This is a genomic window from Salinarimonas sp., assembly GCF_046292825.1.
Lineage (GTDB): Bacteria > Pseudomonadota > Alphaproteobacteria > Rhizobiales > Beijerinckiaceae > Salinarimonas.
The window spans coordinates 25,865-43,658 of sequence record NZ_JBKBQG010000020.1; the positions used below are offsets into that span (position 1 = coordinate 25,865).

The 17,794-nt window shown below is 70.5% G+C and carries 13 protein-coding genes and 1 pseudogene; 2 read left to right on the top strand and 12 right to left on the bottom strand.

Annotated elements, in window-relative coordinates; translation table 11 throughout:
• The first annotated feature begins 23 nt into the window (after positions 1-23).
• Positions 24-1,061: a substrate-binding domain-containing protein gene (locus tag ACK4UM_RS11415; RefSeq protein WP_409798866.1), complete on the top strand. Its 1,038-nt coding sequence runs from the start codon at positions 24-26 to the stop codon at positions 1,059-1,061.
• A 245-nt stretch (positions 1,062-1,306) separates the two neighbouring features.
• On the opposite strand, the gene ACK4UM_RS11420 is transcribed toward ACK4UM_RS11415, so the two are convergent.
• From ACK4UM_RS11420 to ilvC, 12 genes and pseudogenes are all read right to left on the bottom strand, one after another.
• Complete coding sequence (locus tag ACK4UM_RS11420; RefSeq protein WP_409798868.1) at positions 1,307-1,786, bottom strand: NUDIX hydrolase; 480 nt, start codon at positions 1,784-1,786, stop codon at positions 1,307-1,309.
• Positions 1,787-1,920: 134 nt separating this feature from the next.
• Complete coding sequence (locus ACK4UM_RS11425; protein ID WP_409798870.1) at positions 1,921-2,787, bottom strand: phytoene/squalene synthase family protein; 867 nt, start codon at positions 2,785-2,787, stop codon at positions 1,921-1,923.
• Positions 2,788-2,795: 8 nt separating this feature from the next.
• A complete protein-coding gene (locus ACK4UM_RS11430; RefSeq protein WP_409798872.1) occupies positions 2,796-3,179 on the bottom strand; it encodes an Mth938-like domain-containing protein in 384 nt (127 codons plus the stop codon).
• Between the two features lie 4 nt (positions 3,180-3,183).
• On the bottom strand, positions 3,184-4,122 hold the full coding sequence (gene secF / locus ACK4UM_RS11435) for a protein translocase subunit SecF (protein ID WP_409798873.1): 939 nt from the start codon (positions 4,120-4,122) through the stop codon (positions 3,184-3,186).
• A 15-nt stretch (positions 4,123-4,137) separates the two neighbouring features.
• Positions 4,138-5,742 carry a protein translocase subunit SecD gene (secD, locus tag ACK4UM_RS11440; protein WP_409798875.1) on the bottom strand — a complete coding sequence of 535 codons (1,605 nt, stop codon included), beginning with the start codon at positions 5,740-5,742 and terminating at the stop codon, positions 4,138-4,140.
• Positions 5,743-5,851: 109 nt separating this feature from the next.
• Positions 5,852-6,178 (bottom strand): preprotein translocase subunit YajC, encoded by a 327-nt coding sequence (gene yajC, locus ACK4UM_RS11445; protein ID WP_409798877.1) that lies wholly within the window; start codon positions 6,176-6,178, stop codon positions 5,852-5,854.
• A gap of 237 nt (positions 6,179-6,415) precedes the next feature.
• A complete protein-coding gene (locus ACK4UM_RS11450; RefSeq protein ID WP_409798879.1) occupies positions 6,416-7,522 on the bottom strand; it encodes an isocitrate/isopropylmalate dehydrogenase family protein in 1,107 nt (368 codons plus the stop codon).
• 36 nt (positions 7,523-7,558) lie between these two features.
• Positions 7,559-8,494 carry an alpha/beta fold hydrolase gene (locus tag ACK4UM_RS11455; protein ID WP_409798881.1) on the bottom strand — a complete coding sequence of 312 codons (936 nt, stop codon included), beginning with the start codon at positions 8,492-8,494 and terminating at the stop codon, positions 7,559-7,561.
• Between the two features lie 240 nt (positions 8,495-8,734).
• Positions 8,735-9,871 carry an endonuclease/exonuclease/phosphatase family protein gene (locus tag ACK4UM_RS11460; protein WP_409798882.1) on the bottom strand — a complete coding sequence of 379 codons (1,137 nt, stop codon included), beginning with the start codon at positions 9,869-9,871 and terminating at the stop codon, positions 8,735-8,737.
• A gap of 167 nt (positions 9,872-10,038) precedes the next feature.
• Positions 10,039-10,887, bottom strand: coding sequence for a pyridoxal kinase PdxY (gene pdxY, locus ACK4UM_RS11465; RefSeq protein ID WP_409798884.1), 849 nt, complete (start codon positions 10,885-10,887; stop codon positions 10,039-10,041).
• 135 nt (positions 10,888-11,022) lie between these two features.
• Positions 11,023-15,585: a hypothetical protein gene (locus ACK4UM_RS11470; protein ID WP_409798886.1), complete on the bottom strand. Its 4,563-nt coding sequence runs from the start codon at positions 15,583-15,585 to the stop codon at positions 11,023-11,025.
• Positions 15,586-15,802: 217 nt separating this feature from the next.
• Positions 15,803-16,819: pseudogene (gene ilvC, locus ACK4UM_RS11475) on the bottom strand (ketol-acid reductoisomerase); the annotation flags it as partial.
• A gap of 268 nt (positions 16,820-17,087) precedes the next feature.
• Between ilvC and ACK4UM_RS11480 the strand changes: the two are divergent.
• Positions 17,088-17,636 (top strand): DUF924 family protein, encoded by a 549-nt coding sequence (locus ACK4UM_RS11480; protein ID WP_409798888.1) that lies wholly within the window; start codon positions 17,088-17,090, stop codon positions 17,634-17,636.
• Positions 17,637-17,794: the final 158 nt, after the last annotated feature.

Consider the following 17,794-nt stretch of genomic DNA (forward strand, 5'->3'; position numbering starts at 1 on the left):
CCAAAGCGCTTGGGGCGGCGAGCATGAACCTGAAGGAACTCTCCGAACATTTGGGATTATCGCAGACGACTGTCTCGCGTGCCCTCAACGGCTACGCGGACGTCTCCGAGGACACGCGGCGGCGTGTGACGGAGGCCGCCCGCCGCTTCGATTACCGTCCAAACCCTGCGGCGCGCCGCCTCGCGACGGGACGTGCGGGCGTGGTGGCGATCCTGTTCCCCGTCGAGCAGAACCTCCTCGTCGATCCGCATTTCTTCGAACTCCTCGCCGGCCTCGCGGAGATGATCGCCACGACCGAGATGGAGCTGTCGCTGCGGGCGACGCCGGTCGCGGACGAGATCGAGACCTATCGTCGCTATGCCCGCAGCGGGCGGGTCGACGGCTTCGTGCTCTCCTCGCCCAAGATCGTCGATCCGCGGGTGGAGGCGCTCGTGGGGCTGCCGACCCCCTTCATCGTGCACGGGCGCACGGAGGTCGCCGCGCCCTATGCCCATCTCGACATCGACAACGAGGGTGCCTTCGCGCGGGCGACGACGCTCCTCCTCGATCTCGGCCATCGCGAGATCGCGCTCGTCAACGGCCGCGCCGGCCTCACCTTCGCGCGCGATCGGGAGCGGGGCTTTCGCAGCGCGCTCGCCGCACGCGGGCTCGCGCCGGAGAGCGGGCGCATCGTCAACGCGCCGATGAGCGAGGAGAACGGCTATCGCGCGGCGCGCGCCTTGTTCGAGGATGCGCGGCGGCCGACCGCCCTCGTCGCGTCGAGCGTTCTCATTGCGCTCGGCGCCTACCGAGCGGCGCGCGATCTCGGGCTTGCGATCGGGCGCGACGTCTCGATCCTCGCCCACGACGACGCGCTGCCCTTCCTGAAGGCGGACACGCTCGACCCGCCGCTCGCGACGACCCATTCGCCGATCCGCAAGGCGGGTTATCGGCTGGGCGAGATGCTCCTCGCGCGGATCTCCGGCACGCCGCCCGAGCGGCTCTCCGAGATCTGGCCGGTCGACCTCGTCTTTCGCTCCTCCGTCGCCCCGCCGACCCGCACGCGGCGGCGCACGGGCTGAGGGCTTGTGAATCTTTCGAAGGTTGTCATCCCGGGCCGCGAAGCGGACCCGGGACCCATAACCTCGACGACTCTCCGAGCGCGCATGCCGCGCTCGTTCCGCTACATTTGGGCAGCTTTCGTCAGAGAAACGCAGCCTACAGGCTGCGACTGAGACGTCGTGGATATGGGTCCCGGATCGCCTTAAGCGTCCGGGATGACATTGCAACGAAAGATTTTGAAATTTTGAGGGCGCGGCGCCGGCTCTCAGCCCGCGATGCCGTCCGCATGCGCGAGCACCTCGCGGCGCAGACGCTCGGCGAGCGCGACGAGCTGCGGCTCCGAGAGGAGGCGACGGGCCTCCTGGAGGACGACCCAATGGCGGTGGCGCTGGCCCTTCTCGGGCCAGTCCTCGTGCTGGATCGTGACGCGCAGCGGGTACATGTCGACGAGGATCGGCGTGCGGCGCATGCCCTTGACCTTCACGCCGGCATAGGAGCCGATCGGTTCGGACGCGAGCTCTCCCTCGACGCCGGCCTCCTCGAACGCCTCGCGCGCCGCCACCCCGCGCGCGTCGAGGCCCGGGATCGGCGTGCCCTTCGGAAAGATCCACTTGCCCGTCCGCCGCGACGTGACGAGGAGGAAGGTCACCTGGCCATCGACGACCGCATAGGGGATCGCGCCCGACTGACGCACCGCCTCCCCATCGGGCCGCCGCTCCCAGATCCGTGCGATTCGCTCGAGCAAGACGGCCTCCCCGGTTCGTGCAGGGGTCATGTAGGCGACGAGCGCGCGGATGTCACCGGGTGCGGACGCCTCTTGCGCGCGGGCGATAGGAGCGGATCAAATCCGGATTTTCTCGAGCCTGGCCGCTGGGCGCCTTACCGCGCCGCCCACCACAGCGCGATCTGTCGGCGCCATTGCGGCACCTCGACGATCGTGCGGTAGGGGTCGTAGTCGCGGCGCTCCATCGCCGCCAGGAGAGCCGGGACAAGGGCGAGCGGCAGGAAGGCCGGGCGGATCGCGCGGGGGGCGTCGGCGAGGGCGGCGCGGCCACGTCTCAGGTGGTCGCGGGCGAGGGCGCGCATGTCCTGGAGAGCGGCCCGCAGCGGCAGCCCCCCCTCCCCCGAGACCACGCGCTCGCGGGTGAGCCCGTGCCGCGCGAGCGTCTCGATCGGGGGCACGAGAAGCCGCCCCTGCGCGACGTGCCAGGGAAAGGCGCGCATCAATCCGGCGAGCGCGTAGGCGACGCCGCAATGGCCCGCGGCGTCGGCAAGCCCGGGATCCTCGCCCTTCGCCAGAACGAGGCTCGCGAGGCGCATCAGGACCGAGGAGGTCTCGCCGCAATAGCCTTCGAGGTCGTTCACGGTCTCGATCGGGTCCTCGTAGAGATCGCCCACCCGCGCGTCGATCAGCGCGAGAAACGGCGCGCGGGGCAGGCGGTAGGTGCCGATCGCGTCCTCGAGCGCCGCGAAGACCGGGTTGCCGCGGGCTTCGCCTTGCGCCGACCCGTCGAGCGCGTCGCGCCACCATTGCAGGCGGATCTCGCCGGTGAGCGGCTCGCGCGCGCGCTCGCGCACGGAGGCGATCTCGAGGCTGAAGGCGTAGAGCGCGAAGAGGGCGGCGCGCGCCTCGGCGGGGGCGAAGAGGGTGGCGAGCCAGCGGTCGCGATCGCCCTCGCGCACGAGGCGCTCGCAATGGCGGGCATCGGCAGAGGCGTCGGCGGGGAGCGCGCTCGGGGCCTCCATGGCCGCGCTCATGGCACGGCGAGGAGGGCGGCGGCGACGCGACGGCCCTCGCCGAGGAGGATCGTGTAGGTGCGCGCGGCCGCCCCGGTCTGCATCGTCTCGACGCGCAGGCCGGCCTCCCGCAGGGCCCAGAGCACGGCCTCGTCGAGACGCGCGAGATCGCGGCCGGTGCCGACGAGGAGGAGCTCGATCGCGTCCGCCTCGGCGAGCGCGGGCGCGAGCGCCTCACGGGTCAGGTCCGCCGGCTCGCGCGCGTCGAGCGCCTTGATGCCCGAGGGCAGCGCGAGGATCGACCCCTTGTGCGACATGTCCGCGAAGCGGAATCCGCCGTTGCCGTAGGCGTCGATGGCGTGGCGGCCCGGCACGAAGCCGTCGTAGAGGCGCCCCGCCATCGGCTCACTCCGCGGGCTGCGTCTGCGCGTCGGTGACCGCGAACTCGCCCGATTGGCGCACGCCGAGATAGATCAGCACCGGCGCGGCGATGAAGATCGACGAATAGGTGCCGATCACGAGGCCGAAGATCATCGCGTAGGCGAAGCCCTTGATCACCTCGCCGCCCAGAGCCGCGAGCGCGAGGAGCGCCAGCAGCGTAGTGACGCTGGTCAGGAAGGTGCGCGAGAGCGTCGCGTTGATGGCGATGTCGAGCACCTCGTTGACGCCCACGCGCTTGTACTTGCGCAGCATCTCGCGGATGCGGTCGTAGACCACCACCGTGTCGTTCAACGAATAGCCGAGGATGGTCAAGATGGCCGCGATCGAGGTCATGTTGAACTCGAGCTGCGTCACCGCGAAGAAGCCGATCGTCAGCACGAGATCGTGCAGGGTCGCGATGACGGCGCCGACCGCGAAATGCCATTCGAAGCGGAACCAAAGATAGACGAGCACCGCGAGGATCGCGGCGACGACGCCGAGCGTGCCCGATTGGACGAGCTCGCCCGAGACGCGCGGGCCGACCACCTCGACGCGGCGGAATTCGTAATCCGCCTCGAAGGCCGCGCGCAGCTGCTGCACGACGAGCTGCTGCACCTCCTCGCCGCCGTCCTGGAGCTGGACGCGCACGGCGACGTCGCGGTCGGTGCCGAATTGCTGGACCTCGACCTGGCCGAAGCCCAGCGCGGCGGCGTCCTGCCGGATCTGGGCGATGTCGGCCGGGCCGGCGCGCGACTGCATCTCGACGAGCGTGCCGCCGCGGAAATCGATGCCGAAATTCATGCCGAGCCCGAAGAAGGCCGCGACCGCGAGGATCGACAGGAGCGCCGAAAGCGGGAAGCTCCAGCGCCGGTGGCGCATGAACTGGTACTTGGTGTCGACGGGGATGTAGCGGACGAGCGCCATGGCTTTGCTCCTCCCTCAGATCGCGAGCTTCTTGGGCCGCTTCACGCGGAACCAGGTCGCGACCATCAGGCGGCTGAGGGTGTAGGCCGTGAAGACGGTGCAGATGATGCCGAGCGAGAGCGTCACGGCGAAGCCGCGCACCGGCCCGGTTCCGAGGAAGAACAGCACGGCCGCCGCGATCAGGGTGGTGATGTTGGCGTCGAGAATCGTGCCCAGGGCGCGCGAGAAGCCCGCGTCGATCGCCGAGACGACCGAGCGGCCGAGCCGCTCCTCCTCGCGAATGCGCTCGTAGATGAGCACGTTCGAATCGACCGCCATGCCGAGCGTCAGCACGATGCCGGCGATGCCGGGGAGCGTCAGCGTCGCGCCGATGGCGGAGAGGAGCCCGAAGATGAGGCCGACATTCACCGCGAGCGCGATCGTCGCGAGCACGCCGAAGAAGCCGTAGGCCGCGACCATGAACACGACCACGGCGAGCGCGCCGACGACGGCCGCGACCGCGCCCGCGCGGATCGAGTCCGCGCCGAGGCCGGGGCCGACGGTGCGCTCCTCGACGATGGTCAGGCTCGCCGGCAGCGCGCCCGCGCGCAGGAGCACCGCGAGGTCGTTCGCCGCCTGGACGGAGAAGCGCCCGGAGATCTGGCCGGAGCCGCCGGTGATCGGCGTCTGGACGCGCGGGGCCGAGATCACCTCGTTGTCGAGCACGATCGCGAGCTGACGGCCGACGTTTCGCGTCGTCGCCTCGCCGAAGCGCTGCGCGCCCGAGACGTTGAAGCGGAAGGTGACCACGGGCTCGTTCGTCTGCTGGTCGAAGGAGGGCTGGGCGTCGATGAGATCCTCGCCGCCGACGATGGTGCGCCGCTCGACCGCGACCGGCTCGCCGCCCGCATCGCGCGAGGGCAGCATTTCGATGTCGGTGTCGCCCGGATTGGCGAGGAAGCGGAACTCGAGCTGCGCGGTCTCGCCGAGCAGCGCCTTGAGCCGCTCGGGATCCTGCAGGCCGGGCACCTGGACGAGGATGCGGTCGGCGCCCTGGCGCTGGATGTTCGGCTCGGTCGTGCCGAGCGCGTCGACGCGCCGGCGCAGGACCTCGATCGTCTGCGTGACGGCGCGGGTGACGCGCTCCTCGATCGCCGCTTCCGTGTAGGTGATCTGGATGAGCCCGTCCGGCCCCTCGAAGACGGAGACCGCCTCGCTCGACTGGCCGAACACCGCGTCCTGGACCGGCTGCTCGAGCGCGCGCAGCTGCGGCATCAGGCGCGCGCGGGCGTCAGGGTCGGGAACCCGCAACTGGACGCCGCGATTGGTGAGCTGGATGCCGCCTTCGAGCGGGGTGCGGGTCGCGCGCAGCGCCTCGCGCACCCGGTCGCGCAGGTTCGACGCCTCGCGGCGCACGAGCTCGCCCGTGTCGACCTCGAGCAGGATGTGCGAGCCGCCCTGCAAATCGAGCCCGAGCACGACCGCCTGGGTGGGCACGAGAAGGCCGGGGACCCAGTCCGGCGTCGCTCTCGCGATCGCGTCGCGCTGATCCTGCCGCAGCAGGTTCGGCACGGCGAGCCAGAGGCCGAGGATGACGATCGCGACGATGGCGACCGTGGACGTGGTCGAGAAGCGCAGCATTCCCGCAGACACCTTGGAGTACAAAAGCCGCGACGCGCGCGGCGTGGCTCACAGATACGAAGCCGCGCCGCCCGCGCAAGTGTGGGAGCCGAATCGGCCCTGCGGCGAATCAGGCCTTGGCCGGCTCGCCCTTGGTGCGCACCTCGGCGACCATGCCGCGGATCACCCGCACGCGCACGCCGTCCGCGACCTCGACCTCGATCTCCGCATCGTCGATCACCTTCGAGATCTTGCCGACGAGGCCGCCGGAGGTGACGATCTGGTCGCCGCGGCGCAGCGCCTTGACCATTTCCTGATGCGCCTTCACCCGCTTCTGCTGCGGGCGGATGATCAGGAACCACATGATGACGAAGATGAGGATGAAGGGCAGGAGCTGGAGGAAGATGTCCCCGCCGCCGCCGCCGGCCGCCTGTGCATAAGCAGGAGTGATGATCACGTAACGCTCCGTTCGGGCTCGAGCGCGCACGCCGACGGCCGCTCAGGGCCCCCGCTGCGCGCACGCTCCGTCGAAAGTGGCGCGGACTATAGCGATCGACGGAGGGAAAGCAATTGATCCCTCCCGGGAGGGGCGGGTGGCCTCCCAGACGACGCCGGCGGAGGTCGGGTGGTGCCCGGCAGGTGGGGCTCGACGGGTGGGAATGGGCTCCATACGGGCCCCACCCGACCCCTGTCGCTACGCTCCAGGGGCCACCCTCCCCTCCGGGGAGGGATCTCCCCGCCCATCTCTCACCCGCTCCGCCACCGCCTCCGCGAAGGCGCGCGTGCCGAGGTCGCCGCCGAGGTCGCGGGTGCGGGTGGCGGGGGTGGCGAGGAGCGCGTCGATCGCCGCCTCGATCGCGTCCGCCGCCGATTTGCGCGCGGCGATCCCCGTCCGCGCCGCGGACCACGCGAGCAGCATCGCGGCCGACAGGATCAGCGAGGTCGGATTGGCGAGGTCCTGCCCCGCGATGTCGGGCGCCGAGCCGTGCTGGGCCTGGGCGGCGGCGAGCGTCTCGCCGGCATTGAGCGAGCCCGCGAGGCCCAGCCCGCCCGAGAGCTCGGAGGCGAGGTCGGAGAGGATGTCGGCGTAGAAATTCGTCGCGCAGACGACGTCGAAACGCGACGCGTCGCGCACGAGATGGGCCGCCATGGCGTCGACGAGGATCTCCTCGAGCGCGACGTCCGGATAATCGGCCGCGACGCTGCGCACCGCCTCCAGGAACAACCCGTCGGTGAGGCGGAACGCGTTCGCCTTGTGGATCGCGGCGACCCGGCGCCGACGGGTGCGGGCGAGGTCGAAGGCGGCCCGCGCGATGCGCTCGCACGCCCCGCGGGTGATCTTGCGCATCGAGAGCGCGAGATCGGGGGTCGGCATCATCTCGCCGCACCCCGCGACCATGTTGCGGTCCGGATACATGCCCTCGGTCGCCTCGCGCATGATGACGAGGTCCATGTCGGTGCCGCGATGGGGCACGCCCGGCCGGGTGCGGGCGGGGCGGATATTGGCGAAGAGGTCGAGCTTCGTGCGGAAGGCGGCCGAGACGTTGACGCCGCCCTCCTCCGGCGGCGGGTAGTCGAGATGCGAGATCGGCCCGAGGAGCACCCCGTCCGACGCGCGCGCCCGGTCGAGAATGTCGGCGGGCATGGTCGTGCCGTGCGTCCGCAGCGTGGAGAAGCCGATCTCGCAGGTCTCGAAGGCGAGCCCCAGTCGGAAGCGGGCGTCGGCCGCCTCGAGCACGCGCAGGGTCGCGTCGGTGATCTCGGGGCCGATGCCGTCGCCGGGAAGGACGAGGATTTTCATAGGCTTGAAGGTCTCGTTTATAGTTAACGTAGAGTTTCAAGACGTCGGCGCAAGCGGATCCAAGAACCCGTCCAGCGCCGCGAAGGTCTCCTCCGGCGCCTCCTCCTGAACGTAATGCCCGCACGGGATCGGCCCGCCGGTCACCTCCCCGCCGGCATAGGGCCGCCAGCAGGCGAGCACGTCGCCGTGGACCGTGCCGGTATGGCTGCGCGCGCCCCAGATCACGAGGAGCGGGCAGGCGACGCGGCGGCCGGCTTCGAAATCGGCATCGTCCATGGCGAGATCCGAGGTGGGGCAGGCGCGGTAATCCTCGCAGGAGCCGCGGATCGTCTTCCAGGTGAAGCAGCGGACGTATTCGTCGAAGGCGCGCGGGTGGAAGAAGGACAGGCCGAGGCCCGGCTTGGAGAGCTTGCGCTCCATGTAGTATCGCGCCGGCACGCCGGCCATCATCCGCTCGGGCATGTCGTAGGGTTGGGCCATGAAGAGCCAGTGCCAGGACTTCATCGCCCAGTCCTTGCTGGCATTGTGCCAGATGTGGCGGTTCGGCAGGATGTCGACGAGGCCGGCGCGAACCACCCGCGCGGGATGATCGAGCGCCATGCGATGCGTCGTGCGCGCGCCGCGATCGTGGCCCACGACCTGGAAGCGGGCAAAACCGAGCGCCTCCATCAGATCGACCTGGTCCTGCGCCATGGCGCGGAAGGAATAATTGATCGAGCGCTCGCCCCCCTCCTCCGGCCCGATGCTGTCGCCGTAGCCGCGCAGGTCCGACGCGACGACCGAGAAGCGCTCGGCGAGGCGGGCGGCGATCTTGTGCCAGCTCACGTGCGACATGGGGTTGCCGTGGAGCAGCAGCAGCGGCGGGCCCGCACCGCCGATCCGGTAGCGGATGCGCGCGGCGCCGAAACCGCGATCGGGCACCTCCATGTCTTCGAGGCGAAAGCCTTCGAAGCCGGGGAATTCCTCCTGCATGCGCGTCCTCCCGCGTCGGTTCTTCTTGTCTAGATCTCCACCAATCCGTCATTCCGGGGCGCGTAGCGAGCCCGGAATCCAGACTCCCGACGTTCGATCGAGCGCGCATGCGCGCTCGCTACGCGAATACAGGCAACTCATACGTCGAGGGACGCAGCCTATAGGCTGCTCGGGCGATCGTCGAGGTTCTGGGTTCCGGGTTCGCTTCGCGCCCCGGAATGACGGCCTAAGGGAATGTCCTCACGAACCCTCTTTCGGCACCGGCGATAGCGGAATCTTCGGCACGTCGATCTCCACCACCAGCGGGCAATGGTCGCTCGCGCGGGGGCGGTCCCAGCCGATGCGGGGGTAGCGATCGTTCCGGGTGGAGAGATAGCCGATCGAGCGGTCCGGGTGCGCGGGGTCGAGGGGCACGCGATAGGGCAGGCCGCGGCGGATGATCTCGACCGACGGGGCGGGGTTCGCGGCGGCGAGCGCGGGCGAGAGGAGGACGTGGTCGAGCTGCACGTGCTCGTCGGCGACGACCCCCTCCTCGCCGACGTCGCGGAAATGGTAGGTCCAGCGCTGCGTCTCGACGAGCCCGCGGACGGGATCGATCGCGAAATCCTCGGTGAGCGCCGCTCCGCCCCAAGCCTCGTTCTCGACGAGGCCGCCGTCGGCGCGGATGCGCAACGGGCCGTCGTTGAAATCGCCCGCGACGATCCAGAGCGCCTCGCGCCAGCCCGCACCGAAACGCCGCTCGACGATGGCCCGCACCGCCCGCGCCTCCGCCGCGCGCAGAGCGGGCGACGAGGAGCGCGGGCCGTAGCCGGTCGATTTCAGGTGGCAGATGAAGAGGGTCAAGCCCCGGTCGCCGAGATCGACGTCGACCTCGAGACAATCGCGATTGAACACGCGCTGATCGGGCGCGATGCCGAGCTCGGCGATCTCCGGAGAATGCACGTCGAGCTCCTCGTAGGTGGCGGCGCTCCAGGAGCGCGCCGTGATCGCATCCTCGTTCTCGACGAGCCCGCGGCGGGCGCAGAAGGCGACGTCGATGCCGCGCGGATCGTTGCCCGGCACGAGCCGCATATGGCCGTAGCGCAGGTCGCCCGCCGCGTGGACATAGTGCTTGAGGAAGGGCGCGAGCACGCCGAGGCTGTCGACCTCCTGCAGGCAGAGGATGTCCGCGCGGGTCTCCGCGATCGCGAGCGCGGTGGCTTGGCGCTCGTCGTCCTCGAGCGCGACGGCGGTCGCCGCCTGCACGGCCGCGCGAAACTCGGGATCGGCGAAGTCGAACAGCGAGAGCGGCGCCTGGATCTGCGGCCTCTCCTTGGGGCCGTAGACGTTGCGCGAGACGAGGTTCTCGACGTTGAAGGTCGCGATCCGCAGACGCATTGTGACACTCTCCCGAAGATATCCCTCCCCGGAGGGGAGGGTGGCCCCTGAGCGCAGCGAAGGGGTCGGGTGGGGCCCGGGTGGAGATCGTCCTCCATCCCACGGGCCCCACCCGACCTCCGTCGCCTTCGGCTCGGAGGCCACCCACCCCTACGGGGAGGGATGACTTAAACGCGCTCGACGGGAAAACGGCGGGTGGGCGCCACGAATTCGTCCTGGGCGGCGACGGTGAGGATCTCGCGCGAGCCCGCGTCCTGGGTGCGCTTCAACAGCCCGAAGATCGCCGCCCCGGCCTCCGCGAGCGCCGTCTCGGCCGAGCGCGTGCGGGCGTAATGGACGAAGAACAAGGCCGCGACCGCGTCGCCAGCCCCGTTGACGTTGACGGAGAGCTTCGGCGTGCGCATGCGGAAGAAGCGTCCCCCCTCCCCCGCCAGCATGTCGATCGCGTCGGCGGGCGTGTCGCTCGTGTGCAGCGAGGTGACGAGGACGACGCGGGGCCCGGTCTCCTGCACGGCGGCGACCGCGTGCTTGGCGTCGTCGAGGGTGCGGATCGCGCGGCCCGACAGATATTCGAGCTCGAACTGGTTGGGGGTGATGATGTCCGCGGCGGGCACGACCTTGTCGCGCATCAATTCGGGGATGCCGGGGCGTACGAAGATGCCGCGGCCGACGTCGCCGATCACCGGGTCGCAGCAATAGAGCGCGTCCGCGTTCGCAGCGCGCACCCGCGCCACCGCCGAGAGGATCGCCGCCCCGATGTCGGGCGAGCCCATATAGCCGGAGAGCACGCCGTCGCAGGTCGGCAGCACGCCGCGCTCGGCGATGCCGTCGAGGATCTCCTCGACCATCGGCCCGTCGAAGACGCGGCCCTTCCAGGCGCCGTAGCCGGTATGGTTGGAGAATTGCACCGTGTGGATCGGCCAGACCTCGCAGCCGAGCCGCTGCATCGGGAACACGGCGGAGGAATTGCCGACATGGCCGAAGGCCACGTGAGACTGGATCGAGAGGATGTTCATCGCGCGCTCCGCACGGCCGGGGACGTGCCCGGCCACACGGGGCGATCATAGAGGATCGCGGGGCTCGATGGATACCGGCTCGTCGAGACGAACCCCGGCGCGGATCTCACGGGGCGATCCGCGCCGGGGCGAGGGTCAGTTGCCGGGAGCGGGCGGGAACCCGCCCGGCCGGGTGCCGTCCTGCCTCATGATCTGCGTCCAGGCCTGATCGCGCAGGTGCTGCTCGACGACCCCCGTGAGCGCCTCGCGGCCGCCCGCGCCGAGGACCTTGCCGTCCTCCGACGCTGCGCTGATCCGGCGCACGACCTCCGCGCCGGCGGAAACGGCGCCGGTATCGTTGCTCGTCGCTCGGGCACGCTCGCGGACGTAGAGGTTGATCGCGGTCACGTCGGCTCCCGACAGGGTCTCGCCGTTGAGCGCACGCACCACCCCGTAGGGCAGCTGGGCGAACCGGCCGGTCGGGGTCTCCACCCAGACGTTCTGCGACGGCGACGGCGGGGTGAAGGCGGGACGCGACATGAAGCCGTCATAGGCCGCGTCGCGAGCGATCCGGAGCCCATCGTCCTGGCCGCGGCTGAAGGTGTAGAGCGGCCCCACATTGCTCCAGTCGAACGCTTGCCGCACGCTGCCGGAGGGGTTGAGCATGCCGTCGAGATCGAGCGGCCGGATGACCGCCTGATGGCTCACGCCGTTGCCGAGAATGGATGCGCCGGCCGTGATGTAGCTCGTGGTATGGATCGAGTCGATCGGCGGCGGCGTGGTGTCGCGGCGCAGCTCGATCGGCACGGCGAGAGAGAGCCTGTCGCGCAGGTTGTTCCAGCCGCGCGGCAGGTCGTAGTTCGAGTAGAAGCTGATGACGTTTTCGTTGACCCGCGGGAAGCCGGCCGGCGCGAAGTTCGTCTGCACGACCGTGTTGAGGTTCGCGCTCGCCTCGGTCGCCGGGGCCTGGCCGGCATGGCGCCAGACGGTGATGTCGAGCGGATTGTTCAGGCTCGCGTTGATGGCGTTGCCGAGCTCGCGATCGATGACCGTTCCGGCGGGCAGCGTGAGCGATTGCTCGTCGGCCCGAGAGACGCCGATCGCGCCGAGCGAGACGCCCATCGGATCGATGTTCACGCCGCCGGCCTCGCGGCTCCCGAGCGTCAGCGCCATGGGCTGCCGCAGCCTGAAATTGCCGCCTTCGATGATCTCGGCATTCAGGGAGTAGCGACCGCCTCGGTTGGCGTTCGGATCGTAGAGCACGGCACCCGCATTCACGAGCTGATCACGCTTGAGCTCGAGATACTCGCCGAAATTCGGCGCGCCCGGCAGGCGGTTGAACATGCCGGTCGCCGGCGTGCGCAGCGAGGGGCCGGTCACGAAGCCGATGCTCGGGGGCAGCATCGCGTCGAGACGCTGCGAGATGCGCACGAGATTCGAGGGATCGTTCAGGTCGATCCGCTCCTGGCGCGCCCAAGCGATCAGGCTCTCGCGGGCGGCCCGCGCATAATCCTGGAGATCGGGGTTCGGCCCGAGGCGCTGCTGGAAGGCCCGATCGCGCAAGGCGGCCTGGGACGCCGTCATCAGATCGGTCGCCGTGTCGCCGGCCTGGTACCACATCGTGATCGATCCCAACCCGGCCAGGTTGAAGGTGGCACGGGTCCGGCCGATGATCTCCGGCGTGAGCGCGTTGTAGAGCCCGTGGCCCTGCGCGGCGACCGTGCCCGGATTCTCGATCAGGATCGAGTCGTTGCGCGGCCCGACGAGTTCCCCGTTCGAACGCTGGAAGATCGGCGTGCTCTCGATCGGGTCCTGACCGACGTAACGCAGGTTCGGGTCGAGGCCGAAATCCTGCGAGCGCGGCACCGGGCCCGTCGGCTGCGCCGGGCGCGGCGCGCCGGCACCCGGCACGTTGCCCGTGCCGAAATCGAACCCGATCCCCGGCTGCGGCGCCGGGTTCGTGTCGAAGAAGGGGTTGGGGAACACCGTGCTCGGATCGGGCGCAGACGGCGGGATCGTCTGGAACGGGCCGGTGGGCGGCGGCGGAGGCTGGATGTCGAGGCCGAGCCGGGGCGGCGGCTCGGCGAAGAGCGTCTCCGGCCCGGTCGGCGCCTCGCGTCCCTGCGGCGTCGCGCCCGAGCTCGGGGGCGTGCTCGACGGACGGCCCGAGCCCTCCGTTCCGCCCGGCGCCGACTGGTCGCGTCCGAAGGTCGAGAGGTTCGGAACCTCCTCGAGCGTGGTCGGGGGCAGAGCCGGCGGCGGGCCGCCCGCGATCGCGCCCGGCGACGGCGCGGCCGCGTTGCCGCCGCCGCGGAGCCGCTGCAACGCCTGCTCGAGGGAGGTGCGGGTCGCGCCGTCGACGTTCGGGTCGGCGAGGCCCTCTCTGACGCGGATGTCGAGGGCGGAGCGGATCGCGTTGGGCAGGCCGCTCACGTCGGTGCCCCCGTCGTTCACGAAGTTCGCCACGTCGCGATAGGGCGCGCGCAGGATGTTCGCGAGCGTCTGGCGGTTCTCGGCGGTGAAGTCGACGGGGCCGAGCAAGCCGCCGGGCTCGTCCGGGCTCGCGCCCGCGGCGGCCGTCCGATTGGTGTTCGGGGGCTGCGCGCCGCCGCCGGCATTGTCGGTCGCCGGCGTGTTGGCGAGCGCGCCCGGCGCGCCGTCGCGGGCCGGCGGGAGCGCGTTCGGAGTGCCGCGATTGCGCGCGGTGTCGAGCGCCTGCTCGAAGCGGGCGATCGCCGCCGGCTGCAGCCGGTCGCGCACGGCGTCGAGATCGCCCTGCAGGCGATCGAGCGGCACCTCGCCGATCCGGGTGCCGTTCGAGCCCTCGACGATGCCCGCGAAGGTGCTCAACCGGCCGATGCGCTCGTTGGCCGAAGCGGTGGCGCGGGCGGTACCGAGCGCCTGCTCGACGCGGCGCACGTCGGCCTCCGGCAGCCGCGAGCGCGCACGATCGAGGTCGCCCTGGATGCGGTCGAGCGGCACCTCGCCGATGCGCGCCCCGCCCGAGCCTTCGACGGCGGTGACGAAGGCGCCGAGGCGCTCCACGCTCGCGCCGACGGCCTGGGTCTCCCGCGCGGTCGCGAGCGCGTTCTGCGTGCGAGCGAGGTCCTGCGGCGAGAGCCGGTCGCGGACGCGGGCGAAGTCCTGCTCGATGCGCGCGAGCGGAACCTCGCCGATCCGGGTGCCGCCCGAGCCCTCCACCGTCGTGACGAAGGTGCCCACGCGCGCGGCGCTCTCCGAGACCGCACGCTCGTTCGCGGCCTGGACGCCGCGGGCGGTGCCGAGGGCGTTGCGCGCGCGCTGCAGGTCCTGCGGCGAGAGCCGGTTCTCCACGAGGCGCAGGTCGGCCTCGATCAGGTCGAGCGAGCGCCCGCCGACGCGCTGGCCGTTCGAGCCCTCGACCGCCACGACGAAGTCGGTGACGCGGCGGAACGCCTCCTCCGGCGTCTGCGAGACGAGCCCGCCGCCGGAGGGAGCGGCCCTGGCGGCGGGCTGCTGCGCGTTCGTCGGAGCCTGACGCGTCGGGGCCTGCGCCTGCGGCGACTGGCCGGAGGCGGCGGGCACGCTCGCACGCGACGGGCTGCCGCCCCCGGCGATCCGATCGAGGGCACCGCCGGTCCGCTCGTTGATGGCGCGGTAGACGATCGGCTGATCGTTGCGCAGGGAGCGCGCGGAGCGGGCGTCGAAATTGCCCAGGAGGCCGGAGGCTTCCGCGTCGGTCATCTGGCGCATCGTGTTGGCGATGTTCGTCTGCTGGCGGGCGTTCAGCGCCCCGAGCGGGCCGCTGATGGCCCCCGACGAGACGAAGCTGATCGCCCCCTGCACCGCACCGGCGCGCAGCGCCTCGGGGATCGGGCGGCGGTTGATCGTGGCCTCGGACACGGTGGTGAAGAGCCCGTCGAGACCGCCGTCGATCATGCCCTGGCGGCCCATATGCGCCGCCACCGCCCGCATCGTGTTCGCCGTCGGCGCGCCCGGCAGGTTCATGAAGGAGAGCAGCGCGGGACCGGCGAGCGTCGTGAAGATGTTGCCGACGTCGCCGACGAGACGGCCGGGCAGGTCGAGCTGATCGATCGCGACACCCTCACGACGCGCCGAGAGGGCCATCGCGCCGAGCGTCGCGAGCGATTGGGCGCCGCCCGCCAGCGCACCGGCGCCGGGGCCGCCGATCATGCTCACGATGCCCGCCGTCATGCCGACCGAGGTCGAGCGCACGAATTCCGCAGTGCCGGCGCCGAAGCCCGCGAGGAGCTCCGTGCGGCGCGCATTGCCGGTCTGGATGTCGGTGATCAGGTTGTTCAGCCCGGAATGGAGCTGCGTCAGCGTCGAGCGCGACACCGACGGATCGCCCGCCGCGAAGCGCTCGATCGCCTCGCCGTAGGCCTGGCGCAGAAGACCGACGCGCTGCTGCGGGCTGAGCTGCGTCTCGAAGAGGCCGGTGTTGCGGCCGAGCCGATTGATGGTCGACTGGACCGCGTCGGTGGGGCTGAAGGGAAGGTTGCGGGCCTCCCGATCGAGATCCGCCAGCATGCGGCGATGCTCGCGCACGACGGTGGCGTTCGAGGGCGGGGACGCCTGGGCGACGCGCGTCTCGGTGCCGGTCGTCGCCCGCGCGACCGGCGTCCCGCCGGTCGGCTGCATGGCGAGGTTGAAGTCGTTCTGCGTCTGTGACTTGGCGGCCGTCACCGACCGGGAATCGTCGCGGATCTCGAGGCTCATTGGTCATGCTCCACACGTTCGGAGGCGTTCGCCTCATGCGTGAAGAGATTGTTATCACCAGTTTTAAATTACCTCAATGCAATTTAGATAACTATTAATTATCTTTCTTGCCAACATATATTACGCTTGAGAACGACGCAAAAAGAAAGCCGCATCGCTGCGGCTTTCGGGGGGCGCGCGCCGGGACAGCCCGGCGCGACGACGGCTCGCCGCGGCAGTTGTTAGACTGGTCGACGAGCGCCGTCTCCTTTATCCAGGGCCGCAAGTCGCGAAGCCGCGCGCCGACCTCCTCGATCGGGTGGGCGGCGTTGCGGGCGCGGATCGCCTTGAAGGAGGTCTGCGCGACCTTGTTCTCGAGCATCCAGTCGCGGGTGAACTTGCCGGTCTGGATGTCCTCGAGCACGCGCTTCATCTCGGCCTTGGTCTCGGGCGTGATGATGCGCGGGCCGGTGACGTACTCGCCGTACTCGGCCGTGTTGGAGATCGAGTAGTTCATGTTGGCGATGCCGCCCTCGTAGATGAGGTCGACGATGAGCTTCACCTCGTGGAGGCACTCGAAATAGGCCATCTCGGGGGCGTAGCCCGCCTCGACCAGCGTCTCGAAGCCCGCCTTGATCAGCTCGACGAGGCCGCCGCAGAGCACGACCTGCTCGCCGAAGAGGTCGGTCTCGCACTCCTCCTTGAAGCTCGTCTCGATGATGCCAGCGCGCCCGCCGCCGATGGCGGACGCATAGGAGAGGCCGAGATCGTGCGCGTTGCCGGACGCGTCCTGCGCGATCGCCACCAAGCAGGGCACGCCGCCGCCGCGCAGATATTCGGAGCGCACGGTGTGGCCGGGGCCCTTCGGCGCGACCATCAGCACGTCGAGATCGGCGCGCGGCTCGATCAGCTTGAAATGCACGTTCAGGCCGTGCGCGAACAGGAGGGCGGCGCCTTCCTTCATGTTCTCGGCGAGGTGATCGCGATAGATGTCCGCCTGCAGCTCGTCGGGCGTGAGCATCATGATCACGTCGGCCCAGCGCGCCGCGTCCGCGACCGCCATCACGGCGAGCCCGGCGCCTTCGGCCTTCTTGGCGGACGGCGAGCCCGGACGCAGGGCGACGGCCACCTCGGCGACGCCGGAATCCTTCAGGTTCAGCGCATGGGCGTGGCCCTGGCTGCCGTAGCCGACGACGGCGATCTTCTTGCCCTTGATCAGGTTGATGTCGGCGTCGCGATCGTAATAGACGCGCATGGCGTTTGTCCCTTCTCGAACGGGCGCTCCTGCGCGCCCCGCTATTCGTCCTCGAGAGCCGCTCCCCGCCGGCCCCCGGCTGGTAAGAGTGTTGCGCGCGCGGGCGGGCGCGGCGCAACGTCGTTCTCGTTCGCGCTCGCTTGTACCCGCCAGACGCGCGCTGTCCAGAGCGCCGACGCACAAAAGCGGCGCCGGTGCGACCAAAGCGTGATCGGGGGCGGCGCATCGCCCCCGCGCGTGGTAGACAGGGGCCGAGAGGAGAGCCGCCATGGACGCGATCGCGACGCCGCACGACATCATCGCCTTCTGGAAGGAGGCCGGCCCCGAGCGCTGGTTTGCGAAGGACGAGGCCTTCGACGCGCAGATCACGCGCCGCTTCCGCGCGACCTGGGAGGCGGCGGCCGCCGGCGCGCTCGACGATTGGGCGGCGGCGCCCGACGGCGCGCTCGCGCTCCTCCTCGTGCTCGACCAGTTCCCGCGCAACATGTTCCGGGGCACGCCGCAGGTCTACGCGACCGACGCGAAGGCGCTCGCGATCGCCCGCGCCGCGATCGCGGCGGGGCATCTGCGGGCGTTCGAGCCGCCGATGACGCGATTCTTCGTGCTCCCCCTCACCCATGCCGAGGATCTCGCCGCGCAGGACGAGTCGGTGGCGCTCAACGAGGCGCTCGGCGACGCGGACGGCCTGCATTGGGCGCGCCACCACCGCGACATCGTGGCCCGCTTCGGCCGTTTCCCCCACCGCAACGCGATCCTGGGGCGAGACACCACGCCTGAGGAGGCCGCGTTCCTGGAGGAGAACGCATTTCGCGGGTGAGAGAATGGCGGACTTCGCGATTGCACGCTCGCTCCGAGAGGCCTATATTCGGAGCATTCCCCACAATCCGTGGAGACGTCGCTCCGGCCCGCCGCCGGGACGGAGCACAGGAGAGATTTGCCGCGTGCCGCCGATGGTTTCCGCCCCGGCGCGTCGGA

Excerpts from the sequence above, each read along its gene's own strand:
- ACK4UM_RS11460 (WP_409798882.1), bottom strand. The coding sequence starts at position 9,871 with ATGCGTCTGCGGATCGCGACCTTCAACGTCGAGAACCTCGTCTCGCGC.
- ACK4UM_RS11480 (WP_409798888.1), top strand. The coding sequence starts at position 17,088 with ATGGACGCGATCGCGACGCCGCACGACATCATCGCCTTCTGGAAGGAG.
- ACK4UM_RS11430 (WP_409798872.1), bottom strand. The coding sequence starts at position 3,179 with ATGGCGGGGCGCCTCTACGACGGCTTCGTGCCGGGCCGCCACGCCATC.
- ACK4UM_RS11415 (WP_409798866.1), top strand. The coding sequence starts at position 24 with ATGAACCTGAAGGAACTCTCCGAACATTTGGGATTATCGCAGACGACT.
- ACK4UM_RS11455 (WP_409798881.1), bottom strand. The coding sequence starts at position 8,494 with ATGCAGGAGGAATTCCCCGGCTTCGAAGGCTTTCGCCTCGAAGACATG.
- ACK4UM_RS11425 (WP_409798870.1), bottom strand. The coding sequence starts at position 2,787 with ATGGAGGCCCCGAGCGCGCTCCCCGCCGACGCCTCTGCCGATGCCCGC.
- ACK4UM_RS11470 (WP_409798886.1), bottom strand. The coding sequence starts at position 15,585 with ATGAGCCTCGAGATCCGCGACGATTCCCGGTCGGTGACGGCCGCCAAG.
- ACK4UM_RS11450 (WP_409798879.1), bottom strand. The coding sequence starts at position 7,522 with ATGAAAATCCTCGTCCTTCCCGGCGACGGCATCGGCCCCGAGATCACC.
- secF (WP_409798873.1), bottom strand. The coding sequence starts at position 4,122 with ATGGCGCTCGTCCGCTACATCCCCGTCGACACCAAGTACCAGTTCATG.
- secD (WP_409798875.1), bottom strand. The coding sequence starts at position 5,742 with ATGCTGCGCTTCTCGACCACGTCCACGGTCGCCATCGTCGCGATCGTC.
- pdxY (WP_409798884.1), bottom strand. The coding sequence starts at position 10,887 with ATGAACATCCTCTCGATCCAGTCTCACGTGGCCTTCGGCCATGTCGGC.